Annotated in this window: 12 protein-coding genes; 5 read left to right on the forward strand and 7 right to left on the reverse strand. The window is 66.8% G+C overall.

Features of this window, described 5'->3' with window-relative positions; all coding sequences use genetic code 11:
• Positions 1-52 precede the first annotated feature (52 nt).
• Positions 53-2,032 carry an alpha/beta hydrolase family protein gene (locus tag ABE522_RS09755; protein ID WP_346591519.1) on the reverse strand — a complete coding sequence of 660 codons (1,980 nt, stop codon included), beginning with the start codon at positions 2,030-2,032 and terminating at the stop codon, positions 53-55.
• A gap of 144 nt (positions 2,033-2,176) precedes the next feature.
• Positions 2,177-2,812 (reverse strand): LysE/ArgO family amino acid transporter, encoded by a 636-nt coding sequence (locus ABE522_RS09760; RefSeq protein ID WP_042614668.1) that lies wholly within the window; start codon positions 2,810-2,812, stop codon positions 2,177-2,179.
• Positions 2,813-2,945: 133 nt separating this feature from the next.
• Here ABE522_RS09760 and ABE522_RS09765 point away from each other — a divergent pair, with 133 nt between their 5' ends.
• The 4 genes from ABE522_RS09765 to ABE522_RS09780 all read left to right on the forward strand — a co-directional run bounded on the left by ABE522_RS09765 (position 2,946) and on the right by ABE522_RS09780 (position 9,391).
• Entirely contained in the window at positions 2,946-3,851 is a 906-nt protein-coding gene (locus tag ABE522_RS09765) for a LysR family transcriptional regulator ArgP (protein WP_042614669.1), read from the forward strand.
• 212 nt (positions 3,852-4,063) lie between these two features.
• The gene (mqo, locus tag ABE522_RS09770) at positions 4,064-5,770 is read left to right on the forward strand and encodes a malate dehydrogenase (quinone) (protein WP_346591520.1); all 1,707 of its coding nucleotides are present in this window, start codon (positions 4,064-4,066) and stop codon (positions 5,768-5,770) included.
• Between the two features lie 197 nt (positions 5,771-5,967).
• On the forward strand, positions 5,968-8,124 hold the full coding sequence (locus ABE522_RS09775) for a TonB-dependent siderophore receptor (protein ID WP_346591521.1): 2,157 nt from the start codon (positions 5,968-5,970) through the stop codon (positions 8,122-8,124).
• A gap of 319 nt (positions 8,125-8,443) precedes the next feature.
• Entirely contained in the window at positions 8,444-9,391 is a 948-nt protein-coding gene (locus tag ABE522_RS09780) for a nucleoside hydrolase (RefSeq protein ID WP_346591533.1), read from the forward strand.
• 140 nt (positions 9,392-9,531) lie between these two features.
• On the opposite strand, the gene ABE522_RS09785 is transcribed toward ABE522_RS09780, so the two are convergent.
• The gene (locus ABE522_RS09785) at positions 9,532-10,773 is read right to left on the reverse strand and encodes an MFS transporter (protein WP_346591522.1); all 1,242 of its coding nucleotides are present in this window, start codon (positions 10,771-10,773) and stop codon (positions 9,532-9,534) included.
• 184 nt (positions 10,774-10,957) lie between these two features.
• On the opposite strand from ABE522_RS09785, the gene ABE522_RS09790 reads away from it, so the two are divergent.
• Positions 10,958-11,923, forward strand: coding sequence for a TIGR03571 family LLM class oxidoreductase (locus tag ABE522_RS09790; protein WP_346591523.1), 966 nt, complete (start codon positions 10,958-10,960; stop codon positions 11,921-11,923).
• Here ABE522_RS09790 and ABE522_RS09795 read toward each other — a convergent pair.
• From ABE522_RS09795 to ABE522_RS09810, 4 genes are all read right to left on the reverse strand, one after another.
• Positions 11,889-13,028, reverse strand: coding sequence for a metallophosphoesterase (locus ABE522_RS09795; protein WP_346591524.1), 1,140 nt, complete (start codon positions 13,026-13,028; stop codon positions 11,889-11,891). The two genes, ABE522_RS09790 and ABE522_RS09795, sit on opposite strands and share 35 nt — an antisense overlap.
• Before the next feature lie 478 nt (positions 13,029-13,506).
• On the reverse strand, positions 13,507-13,992 hold the full coding sequence (locus ABE522_RS09800) for a Fur family transcriptional regulator (protein WP_042612667.1): 486 nt from the start codon (positions 13,990-13,992) through the stop codon (positions 13,507-13,509).
• A 25-nt stretch (positions 13,993-14,017) separates the two neighbouring features.
• Positions 14,018-15,424 carry a glutamate--tRNA ligase gene (gltX, locus tag ABE522_RS09805; protein WP_346591525.1) on the reverse strand — a complete coding sequence of 469 codons (1,407 nt, stop codon included), beginning with the start codon at positions 15,422-15,424 and terminating at the stop codon, positions 14,018-14,020.
• 105 nt (positions 15,425-15,529) lie between these two features.
• Entirely contained in the window at positions 15,530-17,146 is a 1,617-nt protein-coding gene (locus ABE522_RS09810; protein ID WP_346591526.1) for a M20/M25/M40 family metallo-hydrolase, read from the reverse strand.
• Positions 17,147-17,231: the final 85 nt, after the last annotated feature.

The raw sequence follows: 17,231 nt of genomic DNA on the forward strand, positions 1-17,231 counted from the left end.
CCTGTCGTGCAGTCAATGAAGAGGCGGCACCGTCGCCGATGCCGCCCTGCCGTCACGGTGCGGCCGGCTTCGGCGCGGCCGCCTTGTCACCGCCGAGGTTCTGCGACAGGAAGGCAAGCAGCTTGCCGTAGTACTCGCGACGGTTGGCATCGACGTAGAAGCCGTGCCCTTCGCGTGGGTAGTACAGGCTTTCCACCGGCACGCCGGCCTGCTTCAGTGCCGCTTCCATGCGTTCGGTGTGCTGCACCGGGGCACGCTGGTCTTCGCGACCGGCCGCCAGGAACACCGGCACCTTGATCTGCGATGCCAGGTTGACCGGCGAGACGTCGCGCACCTTGTCGGCCGGGCCGATCCATTCGCGCAGGTAGGTTTCCCCGGACATCCGTTGCTGGATGTCGCCGCGACTGTGCATCATCGGCAGGTCATAGACCCCCACGTAACCGGCGGCGCAGCGGTACAGGCCAGGTTCCTTCGCCGCGCCCATCAGGGCCGCATAGGCGCCGTAGCTGGCGCCGTAGACGCAGATCTTCGCCTTGTTGGCGACGCCTTCGCTGATCGCCCAGCGGGTTGCATCGGTCAGGTCATCCTGCATCGCCATGCCCCACTGCTGGGCACCGGCCTGTTCGAACGCACGGCCGTAATTGCCGGAACCGCGGAAGTTCATCTGCAGCACGGCATAACCAGCACTGGCCAGCATCTGCGCCTGGCTGTCGTAGGTCCCATCTTCGAAGATGCCGAACGGCCCGCCATGGGGCAGCACCACCATCGGCAGGTTCTTCGCCTCGCGCCCGTGCGGGGTGGTCAGGAAGCCGTGCAGCGGCAAACCGTCACGTGCCTTGACGGTGATCGCGCGGACCGGTGCGGTCTGTGCCGGGTCGATCCAGGTGCTGCGGCTGACCACGTGCTGGGCCGCCTTCGCCTTCTGGTCGTAGATGAAGAAATCACCGGGATTACGGCCGGAGAACGTCTCCACCAGGACCTTGTTGCTGTCGCGCGTGCTGGACGTGATGAAGACCGCGTCCCCGCCGAAGGCCGATTCCAGGCTTCGATACAGCTTGGCGTCGGCAGAGGTCTCGTCGAAGAAGCGGGTGCGCGGCGTATCGCCGAGGAACAGCGCGCCCACCGGCACCGCGGTGCCCGGCCGGTAGATCAGCCGCGCCGGGTCGACCATCGGGTCGCGCAGCAGGTCCCTGCGTTCGCCGCTGACCGGATTCCAACTGATGATCTTGTCCGGTCCCGCAGGCTGTTCCACGTTGAGGTAGGCCAACGCACCGTCGGCGGAGAAACCGATCGCGCGCTCGATCCGCTTGGACACCGCCTCGTCGTTGACCAGCCTCCAGTTTTCATTGTTGCGGTCGCGGTAGAACAGCTTGTTGACGTTGTCCGAACCGGCACCCAGCGCGAAGCGCGCATTGCCTTCGGCATCGGTGGTGAAGTCGGCACGCTGCACCGGCGAGCGGGTCACCGGGATGCGGCGCCCACTGGTCACGTCCATCCGCTCCAGGCGCGTGTACGGGTCGCCGTTGAACGAAGTCACCGCGATCAGCACGTGCTTGTCATCGCTCGGCAGGTCATCACTGAGGAACGCCGCGACGGCCTCGGCCTTCTTGCCGGAAATGCGCGTGCCGGTGTTGCCGCCGGTCACCCGGTAGCCGACCAGCAGCTCACCGCTGGTGGTGTTGGCACGCAGCGAATACAGCTCACCGGTGCGCTGCGGCTCGTCGAGCGAACCGAACTTCTGGCCCAGTTCGATCAACACCCGGTCATCGCTGACCCAGTCGAAACGCGCGGCATGGTTGTTCTCCGGCGGCACGAAGCGCCCCACGATCTGGCTGTCGGCCACGCGCAGGATGGCGACGGCGGTCGACTTCTCCAGCGGAATGGTTGCCGCGTAGTAGTCGCCGTTCGGCGACAGCTTGAGATCGGTGAAGCTGTCGCGCTTGAGGAACGTGTCCAGGTCCACGTCCGCCGCCGTTGCCATCATCGGCAGGGCCATCGCGGCGATCATCGCCGCCAGTATCGTCTTGCGCATCCTTATCCCGCCCCCTGCGGACACCATGTCCGCGACCGGGCGATTGTAAACAGGAGGTGAACGAATTGGGAATCAGGAAAACCTGAAAAAAAAGGCGGCACCGTTTCCGATGCCGCCCTGCACACCCCACCTTGGAGAGTGGAATCAGTTCACGCCACGGACCGCGAGGGTCAGCGCGAGGATGCTCAGGATCACCGCGATGGTGCCGTCCAGCACCCGCCACGTGCCTGGCTTGTTGAACAGCGGCGCCAGCAGGCGGGCGCCCAGGCCCTGCGCGGTCAGCCACAGGCAGCTGGCGGTGACCACGCCGGCCGCGTAGGCCATGCGGTCGTTGCCGAAGTTTTCAGCGATGGAGCCGATCACCATCATGTCCAGCCAGAAGTGCGGGTTGATCAGCGAAAAGCCGACCGCGGCCATCAGCACGGCACGGCGGCTGCCGTCATCGCTTTCGGCTTCGCCCATGCCACCGCCGCCGGCGATCGCGCGCCGCGCCGACTTCAGCGCGTACCACGCCAGGAACGCCACGCCGGTCCACAGCACGGCACTGGTCAGCCACGGCGCGGCCTGGATGAGGGTGCGCAGCCCGGCCACGCTGGCGAAGATGAAGACCGCATCGATCGCCGCGCAGGTCGCCACGACCGGCACGATGTGCTTGCGCAGGATGCCCTGGCGCAGGATGAAGGCGCTCTGCGCGCCGACCACGGCGAACAGGCCGATGCCGGTGGCGGCGCCACTGAACCAGGCCGCAAGGCCGGTGCTGGCGGAAATGATCGAGAACATGGGAACACCTCGTGGAGCAGGGGGCGGTGCCTCGCGAAGGCGGACAGCACCGGGTACGGGGTGTATTGTCGCGTTGCACCAATCTCAAGAAAAGCTAAACTTCCTTAAGCCTCTTTAGCAGAACTTAATCGCCATGCGCGTCGACCATGCCCAGCTCCGCGCCCTCGCTGCGGTCATCCGCGAAGGCAGCTTCGACCGCGCCGCGCAGGCGCTCAATGTCACCGCATCGGCCGTGTCCCAGCGGGTGAAAGCGCTGGAAGACCGCGTCGGCCGACTACTGGTGAAGCGTGGCGCACCGGCTACCGCGACCGCCGAAGGCCAGGTGCTGGTGCAGCTGGCCGAGCAGACCGCCCTGCTGGAACACGATGCACTGCACCGCATGGGGCTGGCCGACGAGGACCTGCCGCAGGCCAGCATTCCCGTGGCGGTCAACCATGACAGCCTGGAAACCTGGTTCCCGCAGGCCGCCCAGCAGTTCGCCCAGGTCACCGGTACCACCCTGGACCTGCGCGTGGAAGACCAGGACCACACCGTGGAACTGCTGCGCCAGGGCACCGTGCTGGGCGCGGTGACCACGCTGGACGAGCCGGTGCAGGGCTGCCAGATCCATGCCCTGGGCAGCATCCGCTACGCGGCCACCTGTACCCCGGAATTCCGCGACCGCCATTTCGGCAAGGGGGTGAGCGCGCAGGCGCTGGCCCAGGCGCCGGTGCTGGTGTTCAACCGCAAGGACGACATGCAGGCGCGTTTTGCCCGCCGCATGGCCGGGGTGGAGGTACCCAACACGGCGCCCACCTGGTGGATTCCCTCCACCCGCGCCTTCGTGCAGGCCAACCTGGGCGGGCTCGGCTGGACCATGAACCCACTGCCGCTGGTCAAGCGCCACCTGGACGCGGGGCGGCTGGTGTACGTGCGCCAGCGCGCCTGGGAAGACGTGCCGCTGTACTGGCAGCACTGGAAGGGCGATGTGCAGACCATGGCCCTGCTGACGCGGGCGGTGCTGGGGGCCTCGACCGCACTGATCCGCCGCAAGCGCTGAACCATCAAGGGCCCGTCGGCGGGGCACGTCTCACAGCGCGCCTCCCGCAGGATGCTGCGTCGCACCAAATCAGGACCACAACCGGGTAAAATACGCCCACTGGACGCCGTGACCGGCCTCATCCGACGCAGTTCACGCGCTGGTTGAAGTCTTTTCACACTGCTTATGTGGCCGGCACGCATCCTGATTCCCTCCCCAAACGAATCACTCCCATGAAGAAATTTGGCAAGGCTTTAGTCGCCCTGCTCGTGCTGCTGTTGGTGTCGTCGGTACTGTTCCTGTACTGGCCGCTCACCACGCGCTCGGTGCCGGCGGCAAGCAACGAAAAACCCGTCGATGTGGTGCTGGTCGGCGCTGGCATCATGAGCGTCACCCTGGCCACCTACCTGCAGGAACTGCAGCCGGACTGGAACATCCAGATCTACGAGCGGCTCGACGGCGTGGCCCAGGAGAGCTCGGACGGCTGGAACAATGCCGGCACCGGGCACTCGGCATTCGCCGAGTTGAACTACACGCCTGAGCTGCCCGATGGCAGCATCGAGACCAAGCGCGCGGTCGGCATCGCCGAACAGTTCGAGATCTCCCGCCAGTTCTGGTCGCACCAGGTCCGCCAGGGCCGCCTGAGCCAGCCGAGCGATTTCATCAACGCCACCCCGCACATGAGCTTCGTGTGGGGCGATGACAACATCAATTTCCTGCGCAAGCGCCAGCAGGCAATGGTGAAGAATCCGCTGTTCTACGGCATGCAGTACTCCGAAGATCCCGCGCAGATCAAGGCGTGGGCCCCGCTGCTGATGGAAGGTCGCGACCCGAACCAGAAGGTTGCCGCGACCTGGATGCCGCTGGGCACCGACGTCAATTTCGGCGTGATCACCCGCCAGCTCACCGACGGGCTCAAGCGCAGCCCGAACTTCGGCCTGCACCTGGGCCATGAAGTGAGCGCGCTGCGCCAGAACGACGACAAGACCTGGAACGTGACCGTCAAGGACCTCAAGTCCGGCAACGAAAGCACCACCCACGCGCGCTTCGTCTTCATCGGTGCCGGTGGCGCCGCGCTGAAGCTGTTGCAGCTGTCGGGCATCCCGGAGTCGAAGAACTACGGCGGTTTCCCGGTCGGCGGCCAGTTCCTTGCCTTCAAGGATCCGGCGATCGCTTCGCGCCACGGGGTCAAGGCCTACGGCATGGCCGAAACCGGTTCGCCGCCGATGTCGGTGCCGCACCTGGATTCGCGCAAACTGGATGGCAAGCCGGTGGTTCTGTTCGGACCGTTTGCGTTGTACAGCACCAAGTTCCTCAAGCACGGCTCGTGGTTCGACCTGTATTCGTCGGTCACCCACAACAACGTGGCGCCGATGCTGAACGTGGGCGCGGACAACCTGGACCTGGTGAAGTACCTGATGAGCCAGGCCCAGCTGAACGACGATGACCGCCAGGCCGAGCTGGTCAAGTACTACCCCAACGCCAAGCGCGAGGACTGGACCCTGGTCACCGCCGGACAGCGTGTGCAGATCATCAAGAACGACCCGGAAAAGGGCCCGCTGCTGCAGTTCGGCACCGAGATCGTGACCGACAAGGACCACACCCTGGCCGCCCTGCTGGGCGCGTCGCCGGGTGCCTCGACCTCGCCACCGATCATGCTCGACCTGATGGCCAAGGCCTTCCCGGAAGAGATGAAGGCCGGCTGGGAAGCCCGCCTGCGCGAGATCGTGCCGTCCTACGGCCGCAAGCTCAACGAGAGCCCGGCGCTGACCAACGAGATCCGCACGCTGACCAGCCAGACGCTGAAGCTGCCGTTCCTGGACGTGCCGGCCGACGTAACCCAGCCGCCCGCCATTCCGGCAACCGTGGCGCGCCCGGCCGAAACGCCGTTGCCGCCGCAGGAGAAGCGCAACAGGAACGAGGAAATGCAGGCGCTGTAAGCCTGCGGCCCGCTTCCGGCAACATCACCAACGGCCACCTTCGGGTGGCCGTTGGTGTATCTGCCTGGTGCACTTTAGCGATGCGAATTGTAAAGGTGTTGATAATCATTTACATTTACGGCCCCTGTTCCAGCTGCTGACGGCGCCGTTCGCCGGCGTTGCCCTGCCTGACCCCCAAGCCTCCCATCGAAGCCGCCATGACCGCCATTCCCTCGTTCCGCCACGCACCGCTGACCGTTGCCCTGCTGGCCGCGCTGTCCACCGCGCCTGCCCTGGCCGATACCCTTGCCGATGCCAGCGTCGCCCCGGATGCCAAGACCCTCGACGAAGTCAGCGTGCGCGGCAGCCGCGCCGTTGCGTCCAGCACCACGCGCCTGCCGATCACCCTGCAGGAGACGCCGCAGTCCAGCACCGTGATCGGCCTGGAGCGCCTGCAGGACGAATCGCTGTTCAGCATCAACGACGTGATGCGCAACGTCACCGGCGTCAACGTGTCCTTCTACGACACCCAGCGCCCGCTGTACTACGCGCGCGGCTTTGCCATCACCGATTTCCAGGTGGATGGCCTGCCGACCTACAGCGGTTCGACCAACCAGGAATACGACACCGCCTTCTATGACCGCATTGAAGTGATCCGCGGTGCCAACGGCCTGCTCAGCGGCGCCGGCGTGCCGTCGGCCACGGTCAACCTGCTGCGCAAGCGCCCGGGCAAGGATTTCGATGCGTCCTTTGCGATCAGTGCCGGCAGCTGGGACTTCCGCCGCATGCAGGCCGACGTCAACGCGCCGCTGACCGCCGATGGCCGCTTCCGCAGCCGCGTGGTCGCCGCCTGGCAGGACAAGGACTACTACTACGACCGCTACAGCGAGGACAAGATGTCCGGCATGGCGGTACTGGAAGGCGACCTCACCGACTCCACCACCGTCACCGTCGGCTTCCAGACCCAGGACAACAACCCCACCGCCACCACCTGGGGCACGGTGCCGTTCTTCAACAGCGACGGCAGCTTCGCGCACCTGCCGCGCAGCACCAACCTGGCCCCGGACTGGGCCAGGTGGCAACGCCAGACCAGCACCGCGTTCGCCAACCTGGAACAGCGTTTCGGCGAAAACTGGCTGCTGAAGGTCAACACCGCCTACACCCGCGGCAACGTGCAGAACGTGCGCGTGTACGGCAGCGGGTATCCGGATGCGAGCACTGGCGCAGGCATCTACCTGCTGGGTGCGGCGGGCGAGACCGACGACACCCGCAAGGGCGTGGACGTGTATCTGTCGGGCACCTTCGGGCTGTTCGGCCGCGAGCACGACGTGGTGTTCGGTGGCAGCTTCTCCGACCTGCAGTCCACCGCCTGGACCATGACCCCCACCGGCGGCTGGCGCTACGACATCCCCGACATCCACGCCTGGGATGGCAAGGCGCCGGAGCTGGTGGTCAACCGCACCGGCGCGCACCGCGATGCGCGCACCACCCAGCGCGGCGTGTATGCCTCCACCCGCCTGCGCCTGGCAGAACCGCTTTCGCTGATCGCCGGCGCGCGCCTGAGTTCGTGGGAAACCCGCACCCGCGCCTACAATACCGCCAACGTCTACACCGCCACCAGCGGCGCCTACAAGGTGGATGACGAAGTCACCCCGTACGTGGGCCTGGTGTATGACATCACCCCGAATGTTTCCGGGTATGCCAGCTACACCGAGATCTTCAATCCGCAGAACTACAAGGACCGCAACGAGAACCTGCTGGCCCCGGTGGAAGGGTCGAATGTCGAGGCAGGCATCAAGTCGCAATGGCTGGACGGCCGCTTCACCGCCAATGCCGCGGTATTCGAAGCGAAGCAGGACAACTATGCCGTGCGCGATGCCAGCGTGCCGGACGGTTCGCTCAGCGATGGCAGCTCGGCCTACATCGGCATCAACGGCACCAAGGCGCGCGGTTGGGAAATGGACCTCAACGGCGAGATCCTGCCGGGCTGGACGGTCAATGCCGGCTTCACCCACGTCAAGGTGACCCGCGCGGCCACCGACCTGCTGTACGCGAACCTGCCCGAAGACTTCCTGCAGCTCAACACCAGCGTGCGCCTGCGCGGTGCCTGGGAGCGGCTGACCCTGGGCGGTGGCGTGCAGTGGCAGAGCAAGGTGCAGGGCTTCAACGTGCCCTACGCGCCGGGCGGCACGGTGACGGTGAACCAGCCGGCGTATGCGCTGGTGCAGTTCAACGCCAACTACCGCATCAGCGACAGCTGGACGGCGACGCTGAGCGTACGCAACGCACTCGACAAGACCTACTGGGCCAACCTGGACTACAACAACTACGGCGAACCGCGCTTCGTGGCCTTCAGCCTGCGCTGGAAGTACTGAGGGTGGGTGACGACCGTTGGTCGTCACGCTCTTGCCCTGGTAGTGACGACCGCTGGTCGTCTGCCCCTGCCGCTGCGCTCGCCGAGCATGGCTCGGCGCTACCGATGGGCATTGCCGCCCCTGGTGAGTGACGACCGTCCTCGGTGGGTGACGACCGTTGGTCGTCACGCTCTCCGCCCCGGTAGCGACGATCGTTGGTCGTCGGCCCCCCTCTCGCCGGGCCCGCCTGTCATCATGTCCGGACACTTGAGACACTACGCTACGGGCAGCCGCTGAGCGCGCCCCGCACCACCCCGGACGGAAGAAGAACACCAACATGATGCACAACGTTATTTTCGATACCGACCCGGGCGTCGACGACGCCCTGGCGCTGCTGTACCTGCACAAGCACCCGCAGGTGAACCTGCTGGCCGTCACCACCGTGTTCGGCAATGCCGCCGTCGAATCGACCACCCACAACGCGCTGTTCCTGAAGCAGGCCTGGGGCCTGGAGGCGCCCGTGGCGCGCGGCGCCGCCGGCCCGCTGCAGCCCGATGCCCAGCCCGAAGCCTGGCCGGTGCACATCCACGGTGACAACGGCCTGGGCAACCACCCGGTGCCGGCACAGCTGGACGTGGACGCCGATCCGCGCAGCGCACACCAGTTGATCATCGACCTGGTCCGTGCGCAGCCCGGACAGGTCACCCTGGTCGCGGTAGGCCGCATGACCAACCTGGCACTGGCCCTGCGCGAAGCGCCGGATATCGCCTCGCTGGTGCGCGGCGTGGTGATCATGGGCGGCGCGTTCCATGTCAACGGCAACATCACCCCGGCCGCCGAGGCCAACATCTGGGGCGACGCCGAAGCCGCGGATATCGTGTTCACCGCCAGCTGGCCGGTGATCGCCATCGGCCTGGATGTCACCACCCAGGTGGAGATGGATCGCCACGGCTTGGATGCACTGGCCCACGCCGGTGGCGCCGATGCGGACCTGGTGCGTGCGCTGTCGCAGGACTACGTGGACTTCTACCTGCAGGCCGGCCACAAGGGCATGGTGGTGCACGACTGCTGTGCCTGCATCGCGCTGACCCGCCCGGAACTGTTCGAATTCGAGCATGCCAGCGTGCGCGTGGCCACTGACGGTGTCGCGCGCGGGATGACCATCCCCAAGCCGGCCGGCATGGCGTTTGGTCCCAGCGTGTGGGACGGCCAGGCGATGCAGTCGATCGCGATCGGCGTGGATGCCAGCGCCGTGTTGGCCGACATCGAAAGAACCCTGTCGTTGTAACGGTAGGGACGGCCGCTGGCCGTCCTTTGGTGGCGGGTGACGACCGTTGGTCGTCCTTTGGTGGTGGGTGACGGCCGCTGGCCGTCCTTTGATGGTGGGTGACGACCGTTGGTCGTCACGGCCGTCCGCTGCGCTCGGCGCTACCGCAGCGGGCGGGTCTCCGGCAGGCGCCACAGCACGGGCAGCACCAGCACCGCGACGATGGCGATCATCGCACCGGGCGCAGCATTCCAACCGCTGCGCTCCACCCACCACTGCGCCAGCCACGGGGTGGCGCCACCGAATACCGCCGTGGCCATGGTCACGCCCAGTGCCAGCCCGCTCAGCCGACCTTCGCCGGGGAACTGTTCGGCCGTGGCCGAGGCCGCCACGGCACTGATGCCTCCGGCCACGCAGGCCAGGATCACCGCCGCGGCAATCACCCCCATCGTCGATGCCTGCGCCATCCACGCGAACATCGACAGCGGCAGCAGCGCCGACAGCAGGGTCAGCCCCAGCAGCAGCGGGCGCCGACCAAACCGGTCCGACAACAGCCCGAACAGTGGCGTGGCGAGGATCACCGCCACCGCGGCGATGGTCGACAGCCACAACGCTTCGCCCTCCCCGCGTCCATTGGCGTGCAGGAACGCCGGCACGTAGGTGATGCCTACGTAATAGGTGATCGAACCGAGTGCGGAGATCGCGAAGGTGCGTGCCACCGCGCCGGGGTGGTCGCGCAGGATCTGCCGGATCGGCGCACTGGGCACGCTGCCTTCGCGTTGCTGGCGTTCGAACTCGGGCGATTCGTGCATGCCCGAGCGCGCCAGCAGGATCAGCAGCGCCAGCGCGGCGCCGACGAAGAACGGGATCCGCCAGCCCCAGGTATCCAGGTCTGCCGGCGGCAGCAGCGCCACGGTCAGCGCCGACAACGCAACCGCCAACAGCGCCCCGACCTCGCTTGCCGCGGACGCCAGCGAGGTCACCAGTCCGCGTCGCCGCGGCGGCGCGCTTTCCAGCAGGTAGGCGACCACGCCGGTGTACTCCCCGCCCACTGAAAACGCCATCACGCAGCGCAGTGCCAACAACAGCACGCCGGCGCTCGCACCGATCTGGGCATGGGTGGGCAGCAGCGCCGTGGCCAACATCGCCGCAGCCATCAGCGCCATCGAAGCGAGCAGCATCCACCGGCGCCCCAGGCGGTCGCCGAGATGGCCGAAACACAGCGCACCCAACGGACGCATCAGGTAGGACACCGCGAAGCCGGCAAGCGTCGCCAGCAGGGCGGTCTCGCCGCCGCCGAAGAACACCCGCGACAGCACGGTGGCAAAGTAGAGATAGAGGGTGAAGTCGTACCACTCCACGACGGTGGACAACGCCGCCACCCACATGGAGCGGCGATGCATCGTACCAACCGCGCTTCCTGCCCGATGCTGCATCCGCCCGCCTCCGCTCCAGAAGCGGCCACCCTAGCGCAGCAGGGGTGAAGGACGCCGCGCACGGCAGTGGCCTGCAGCATTCCATCGCAGGTGGCGCCCGCTGCACGGCGTTGCAGGTAGGCTGCAGTCCTCGAAGAAAGGGACACCGCCCGTGCCCGGACATAATGCCGCTTACGACACGCTGTTCGCTCAGCGCCGGCTCACACTGGGCCTGATGACGCCCTTGGGCACCCAGGCCGGTGCGCAGCCGGATCCAAACCAGGCGGCCGCGCTGGCACGCCTGGCCGAAGCACAGTGCTTTGCCGCGCTGTGGGCGCGCGATGTCCCGTTGATGGTGCCGCAGCGGTCACCTGCGGACACCACCGCGCCGCAGGCCAGTGCCGTCGATGATCCTTTCGTCTGGCTCACCCTGCTCGCCACCACCACTTCGCACATCGCCATCGGACTGGCCGCGGCGGTGCTGCCGCTGCGCCACCCGCTGCACATCGCCAAGGCAGTATTGAGCCTGGACCGGATATCCAATGGGCGTTTCATCCTGGGCCTGGGCTCGGGCGACCGGCCCGAAGAGTTCGCCGCGTTCGGCGCCGTGCTGGAGCAGCGCGCGCAGGTGTTCCGCGAACGCTGGCCGTTGCTGCGCGCGGCACTGTCGCCGGATGCGCAGGAGCGTGTGCTGCTGCTGCAGCAGGCCGGCTATCCGGTCCTGCCCGCGCCGGCCGCACGCGTTCCGATGCTGGTGGTGGGCTCGGCCCGGCAGTCCCTGCAGTGGATCGCCGAACATGCCGACGGCTGGGCCACCTACCATCGCGAAGAAGCCACGCAGGAAGGCCGGATCGGACTGTGGCAGCACGCCCTGCGGCAGAAGCTCGGCAGTGCACGCAAGCCCTTCGTGCAGTCCGCGCAGCTGCAGCTGCTGGAAGATCCTGCAGCGCCGGCCACGCCGCTGGAGCTGGGCCTGCGTGGCGGCAGCGCTGCCGTCCGCGACTACCTGCAGCGCATGCACGCGCTCGGCGTCGACCACGTGATGTTCAACCTCAGCGGCGGGCGGCCCGCCGCAGAGGTCATCGAACAGATCGGCGCGGAGATCATTCCCGCGCTTTCGGCGCAGCCTTCAAGGTGATCAGGGTGATCTCCGAGGGCACGCCGATGCGCGCGGCAAATCCCGGCCACAGGCCCGCACCGTTGCTCACGTACAGGGTCATGTCGCCCACCTGGTAGCGGCCGGACACATAGCCGCCGTTGGCCCGTTTCACCAGCTGGTCCATGCCGATGATATGGCCGCCGTGGGTGTGGCCGGACAGCTGCAGCTTCACCCCGCGCGCTGCATTGGCCTGCGCCTCGCGCGGGCGATGGTCGAGCAGGATCACCGGCGCCTGTGGATCGGCGCCCTGCAGGGCGGCTGCCAGGTCCGGCTGCGGCAGGTCGTAGCGCTCTGCCACCGGGTCGGTGACACCGGCGATGGTCAGCGCCGCATCGCCACGACGCACTTCGGTATGGGTGTTTTCCAGCACCTGCATGCCCAGTCCGCGGAACGCCTGCATCCATTGCGTGTACTGCGCGTAATACTCGTGGTTGCCCGTGATGGCGATGACGCCGTCCGGTGCCTGCAGGTCACCCAGCGGCTGGAACTCATCCGCACGGGCAGCGACCGTGCCGTCGATCAGGTCACCGGTGATCACCACCAGGTCCGGCTTCAACGCGTTGCTTTCGGCCACGACGCTGCGCACCCAGTCGCCGGTCAGCAGGCGGCTGGCATGGATGTCGGTCAGCTGCAGCACGCGATAGCCATCGAAGGCGGCTGGCAGTCCGGCAATCTCCACCTCGATGTTGCGCGGCTTGGGCACCGCCATGCCTTGGCTGACCCCGAAAATGCCCAGCGCCAGGGCAGTGAGGCCGGCCGCCGGACGCAGCCAGCGCGCGCGCAATGCAGCGGTTGCCTTGGCCCAGCGCAGCAGGCGCGCAAGCAGCAGCGCGGCATCCAGCAGCAGCAGGAACAGCGCACCCAGCAGCAGGGAAGTGAAGCCGGTCGCCAGCACGGCGATGGCCATCTTCGGGATTTCCGGCGAGGCCATGGTGCCGGCGAACTGGGCGACGATGCGATGGTGCAGGGCCATGCCGAACACCAGCACGGCGAGCAGCAGGCGCGCGGCCAGCGGCAGGCGCAGGGGCCAGACCAGGCGCAGCACGATGTACAACGCGAGAACGGAAGCAATGACACTCAGCACGATGGGGGTTCCAGGGAAGCAGTGGGGAGGTTAGCCGTGCATCGTGACTGATTTCGTCTCCGGGGTTCCAGTGCGGAAAGCAGTTTTCTGTGGCGAACGGCTGGGCCCCTCGCGGGCGGCGTTTTGCGCTGGGTCTGGGGTGGGCCGGGGGCCGCCCGCCGCGTATGAAAAAGAGAAAAAGCGGTAGCGCCGACCCATGGTCGGCGAGCGCAGCGGGCCGTTGGCGGGAACATTCCGCCGACCATGGGTCGGCGCTACCGCATGTTCCCGGGCCACCATGGACCCGTCGAAGGTGGGGCGGGGTGGGTGTGCAGGACCGTCTTTTCGCATGGAGGCGAAAAGCGAGCCTACACGGACGTACTTGCGACGTGTCCTGCACAGCCACCCCGCCCCGCCAACAAGCAGCCCCGCCGTTGTTGCCGTTGCTGTGGCCTGAAAAAGCGGGCCGCCGGGACGCAGGCCCGGCAACAGCAAAAACTCACCCCGCGCAGCGGGCGCAGAGTCCGTGTACTTCCAGCGTCTGTGCCTGCGGCTGGAATCCCAGCTCCTTGGCGCGCTTTTCCAGCTGGCTGACGATCTCGCGGTCTTCCAGCTCCACCGCGCTGTGGCAGCTGTTGCAGATCAGGAACGGTACTGAATGCGCCGCGCTGCTCGGATGATGGCAGGCCACGAAGGCGTTCACCGATTCCAGCTTGTGTACGAACCCGTTGGCCATCAGGAAATCCAGCGCGCGGTATACCGTCGGCGGGGCGTCAGCGCCCACGCCCTTGCCGCTGCGCACCCACTCCAGCAGTTCATACGCCTTCACCGGCTTGCCGGCCTCGGCGATCAGCCGCAGTACGTTGGCGCGGATGGGAGTCAGCCGCAGTCCGCGCTCGCGGCACACGCGCTCGACCACCCCCACGAAGTCCGACGCGTCGTGGACGTGGTGGTGCGGGGCCGTGCAGGCGTGCTTGGCGGACATGCGGGTTCTCCAGTTCGGGCGGATTTCAGGCCGCGGCCACTACCTTGGTAATGGCAACATCGATGCGTTTCAAGGCCTCATCGCGACCGGCAAGGTACACCGTCTGCGAAATGTCCGGGCTCACCTGGGTACCGGTGATGGCCACGCGCAGCGGTTGGGCGACCTTGCCCATGCCGATCTCCAGCGCTGCGGCGGCATCATGCAGGGCCACGCCCACGCTTTCGGCGTTCCACTCCGGCAATGCCGCCAGCAGCTCGCGCGCCTTGCCCAGCGGCAGTTCAGCGCCGGCCTTCAGGTGCTTGGCCACGGCCGCCTCGTCGTAGGTTTCCAGCGGCTGGTACCAGACCACCGCCTTTTCGGCCATTTCCTTCAGCGTCTGCACGCGCTCGCGCAAGGCGACCACGACATCTTCCGCGGACGGGCCTGCGTTCAGGTCCAGGCCCAGCTTCTCCAGCTGGTAGACCAGTGCCGGCGCGATGGACGCAGGCGTTTCGGTCTTCAGGAAGTGCTGGTTGACCCAGCCCAGCTTGGCCATGTCCAGTCGGGCCGCCTTGGAGTTGCAGTTGGTCACGTCGAACAGATCGATCAGCTCCTGGCGGGTGAAGATCTCCTGGTCACCGTGCGACCAGCCCAACCGGGCCAGGTAGCTCAGCAGCGCCTCCGGCAGGTAACCGGCGTCCTTGTACTGCATTACGTCGGCCGCGCCGGTGCGCTTGGACAGCTTGGCGCCCTGCTCGTCCAGGATCATCGGCATATGCCCGAACTTCGGCACCGGCGCGCCGATGCCCAGGTACAGGTTGATCTGGCGCGGGGTGTTGTTGATGTGGTCATCGCCGCGGATCACCTCGGTGATGCCCATGTCCCAGTCGTCCACCACCACGGCGAAGTTGTAGGTCGGGTAGCCGTCCGGGCGGAAGATCACCATGTCATCCAGCTCGCTGTTGGCGATTTCGATGGGACCCTTGATCAGGTCGTCGAACACCACCGTGCCGTCGAGCGGATTCTTGAAGCGGATCACCCGGTTCGGGTCATCGCGCCAAGGCAGGTTCTGCTCGCGTGCGGCGCCGTTGTAACGCGGCTTTTCCTGCTTCGCCATGGCCGCCTCGCGCATCGCGTCCAGCTCTTCGCGGGTCTCGTAGGCGTAGTAGGCCTTGCCGTCGGCCACCAGCTGTTCGGCCACTTCCAGGTAGCGCGCCACGCGCTGGGTCTGGTAGATCGGACCTTCGTCATAGCCCAGGCCCAGCCACTCCATCGCTTCCAGGATCGCGTCGATGGCGCCCTGCGTGCTGCGCTCGCGGTCGGTGTCCTCGATGCGCAGCACGAACTCGCCGCCACGGTGACGGGCCTCCAGCCAGCAGTACAGCGCCGTGCGGGCGCCGCCGATGTGCAGGTAGCCGGTAGGACTGGGGGCAAAGCGGGTGCGGCAGGTCATGGGACGCTCGGGGAACGAATATCCGCCGATTTTAGCAAAAGGGGACGGAGGGGATTAAGTCGCGATCCCCCCCACCCTTCATGCCGGACCCGTGCCGTTTACGACTTAATCCCCTCCGTCCCCTTTTTGCGCCTTGCGCGGGAACAGGTCCTCGCGCGTGGCGGCGTTATAGACGAACGAGGCCACGATCGCGGCGGCCTGCTTCAGGTCTCCCGGTTCGGCGTGGTCCCAGGTGTCCAGGTGGCTGTGGTGGACGTTGCTGAAGTAGTCCAGCTTGTCCTGGATGAACTGGAAGCCCGGCAGCCCGACGCGGTCGAAGCTGATGTGGTCGGTGGAACCGGTGTTGCGGGTCGCCACGGTGGTCGCGCCGACATCGTTGAACGGCTTCAGCCAGGCCTCGAACACCGGCATCGCCGCCAGGTTTTCCTGGGCGTAGATGCCACGGAAACGTCCCGAGCCGTTGTCCATGTTGAAGTACACCGAGAACTTCTCGTAATCGCGGCGCTTGACCAGTGCACCGGTCGGCTCGCGCAGCGACGCCGGCAAGGCCTTCTGCGCCGCATCGGTGGGCTCGGGGAACTGCGCGAAGTGCTTGGCCACGTACGCCTGCGAGCCGATCAACCCCTGCTCCTCGCCGCTCCACAGCGCGACCCGGATGGTGCGCTTGGGCTTGGCCCCCACCGCTTTCAGGATGCGCATGGCCTCCATCATCACCGCCACGCCGGCGGCGTTGTCGGCTGCGCCGGTCCCGGTATGCCAGGAGTCCATGTGCGCGCCGAGCATCACCACTTCATCGGCCTTGCCGCTGCCGCGGATCTCGGCCAGCGTGTTGTAGCCGGGCTGGTTGCTGTCATCGGTGAAGCGTGCGGCAACGTCCACGCGCAGCTTCACTGGCTGCTTGGCCAGCAGCGCGCGCACCAGCGGATTGAAGTGCTCGGAGATCATCGCCAGCTCCGGGATGCCAGCCGATTCACCCGCCTTGCGCGAACCGCCACCGGCCACCCGGATGATGCCGTTGTCCCAGCCGCTGATGCTGATCGCCGCCAGTGCGCCCTCTTCCACGAAGAAGGCATTGACCGCCTTGGCCAGCTCCTGGCGCTCGGTATATTCCTTGACCCGCTTTTCCTTGTCGGCCGCCGCGTTCTTCGGCACGGTGAATTCCTGCAGGCCTTCCAGCGAGGTCGCATCGTGGCGGTGCGAATCCGGCTCGGTGCCGCGCTTGTATTCGCGCGCTTCGCCCAGCAGCAGGATCTTGCCGCGCAGCTTGCCCTTGTACTTTTCCAGGTCGGCCAGCTTCTTGATGTCCACCTGCACCAGCTCGCCCTCCACCGGGCCGTTGGTGCCCGGGGTCCAGGCCTTGGGCAGCGCGTGCAGCGGCTGCATCCGATTCCCCTGCGCACCGCTGCCCAGCATCAACACCGATGCCGAAGTGAACTCCCAGCCGCGCCCGAAGTCCTCGAACGCTTCATCGTGCACGTTGACCAGGCCCCACGCGTTGAACTTGCCGCGCGTCCAGGCGTTGGCCTGGGCCATTGCCGGCGAATTGGTCAGCCGAGGGCCGATGCTTTCGGTGAGATGGCTGAAGGTATCCATCACCTGCGAGCGATGGAACGCTTCCTGGCGGATCTTGCTGACCATGTCCAGGTCGACCGGCTCGGCGCGCTGCGCCACGGCCGGATTGCTCAACGCCAGCGCGATTGCCAGCACACCCCACTTCCCCATCGTCCAGCCCCCGGCTCGCGCCGTCACAGATCAATCCCCGAGTGTAGGGCGAAGGGCCGCGCGCGACAGATGCCTAAGGTCACAC

Origin of the sequence: Stenotrophomonas lacuserhaii, from assembly GCF_039674585.1 — a bacterium.
Lineage (GTDB): Bacteria > Pseudomonadota > Gammaproteobacteria > Xanthomonadales > Xanthomonadaceae > Stenotrophomonas > Stenotrophomonas pennii_A.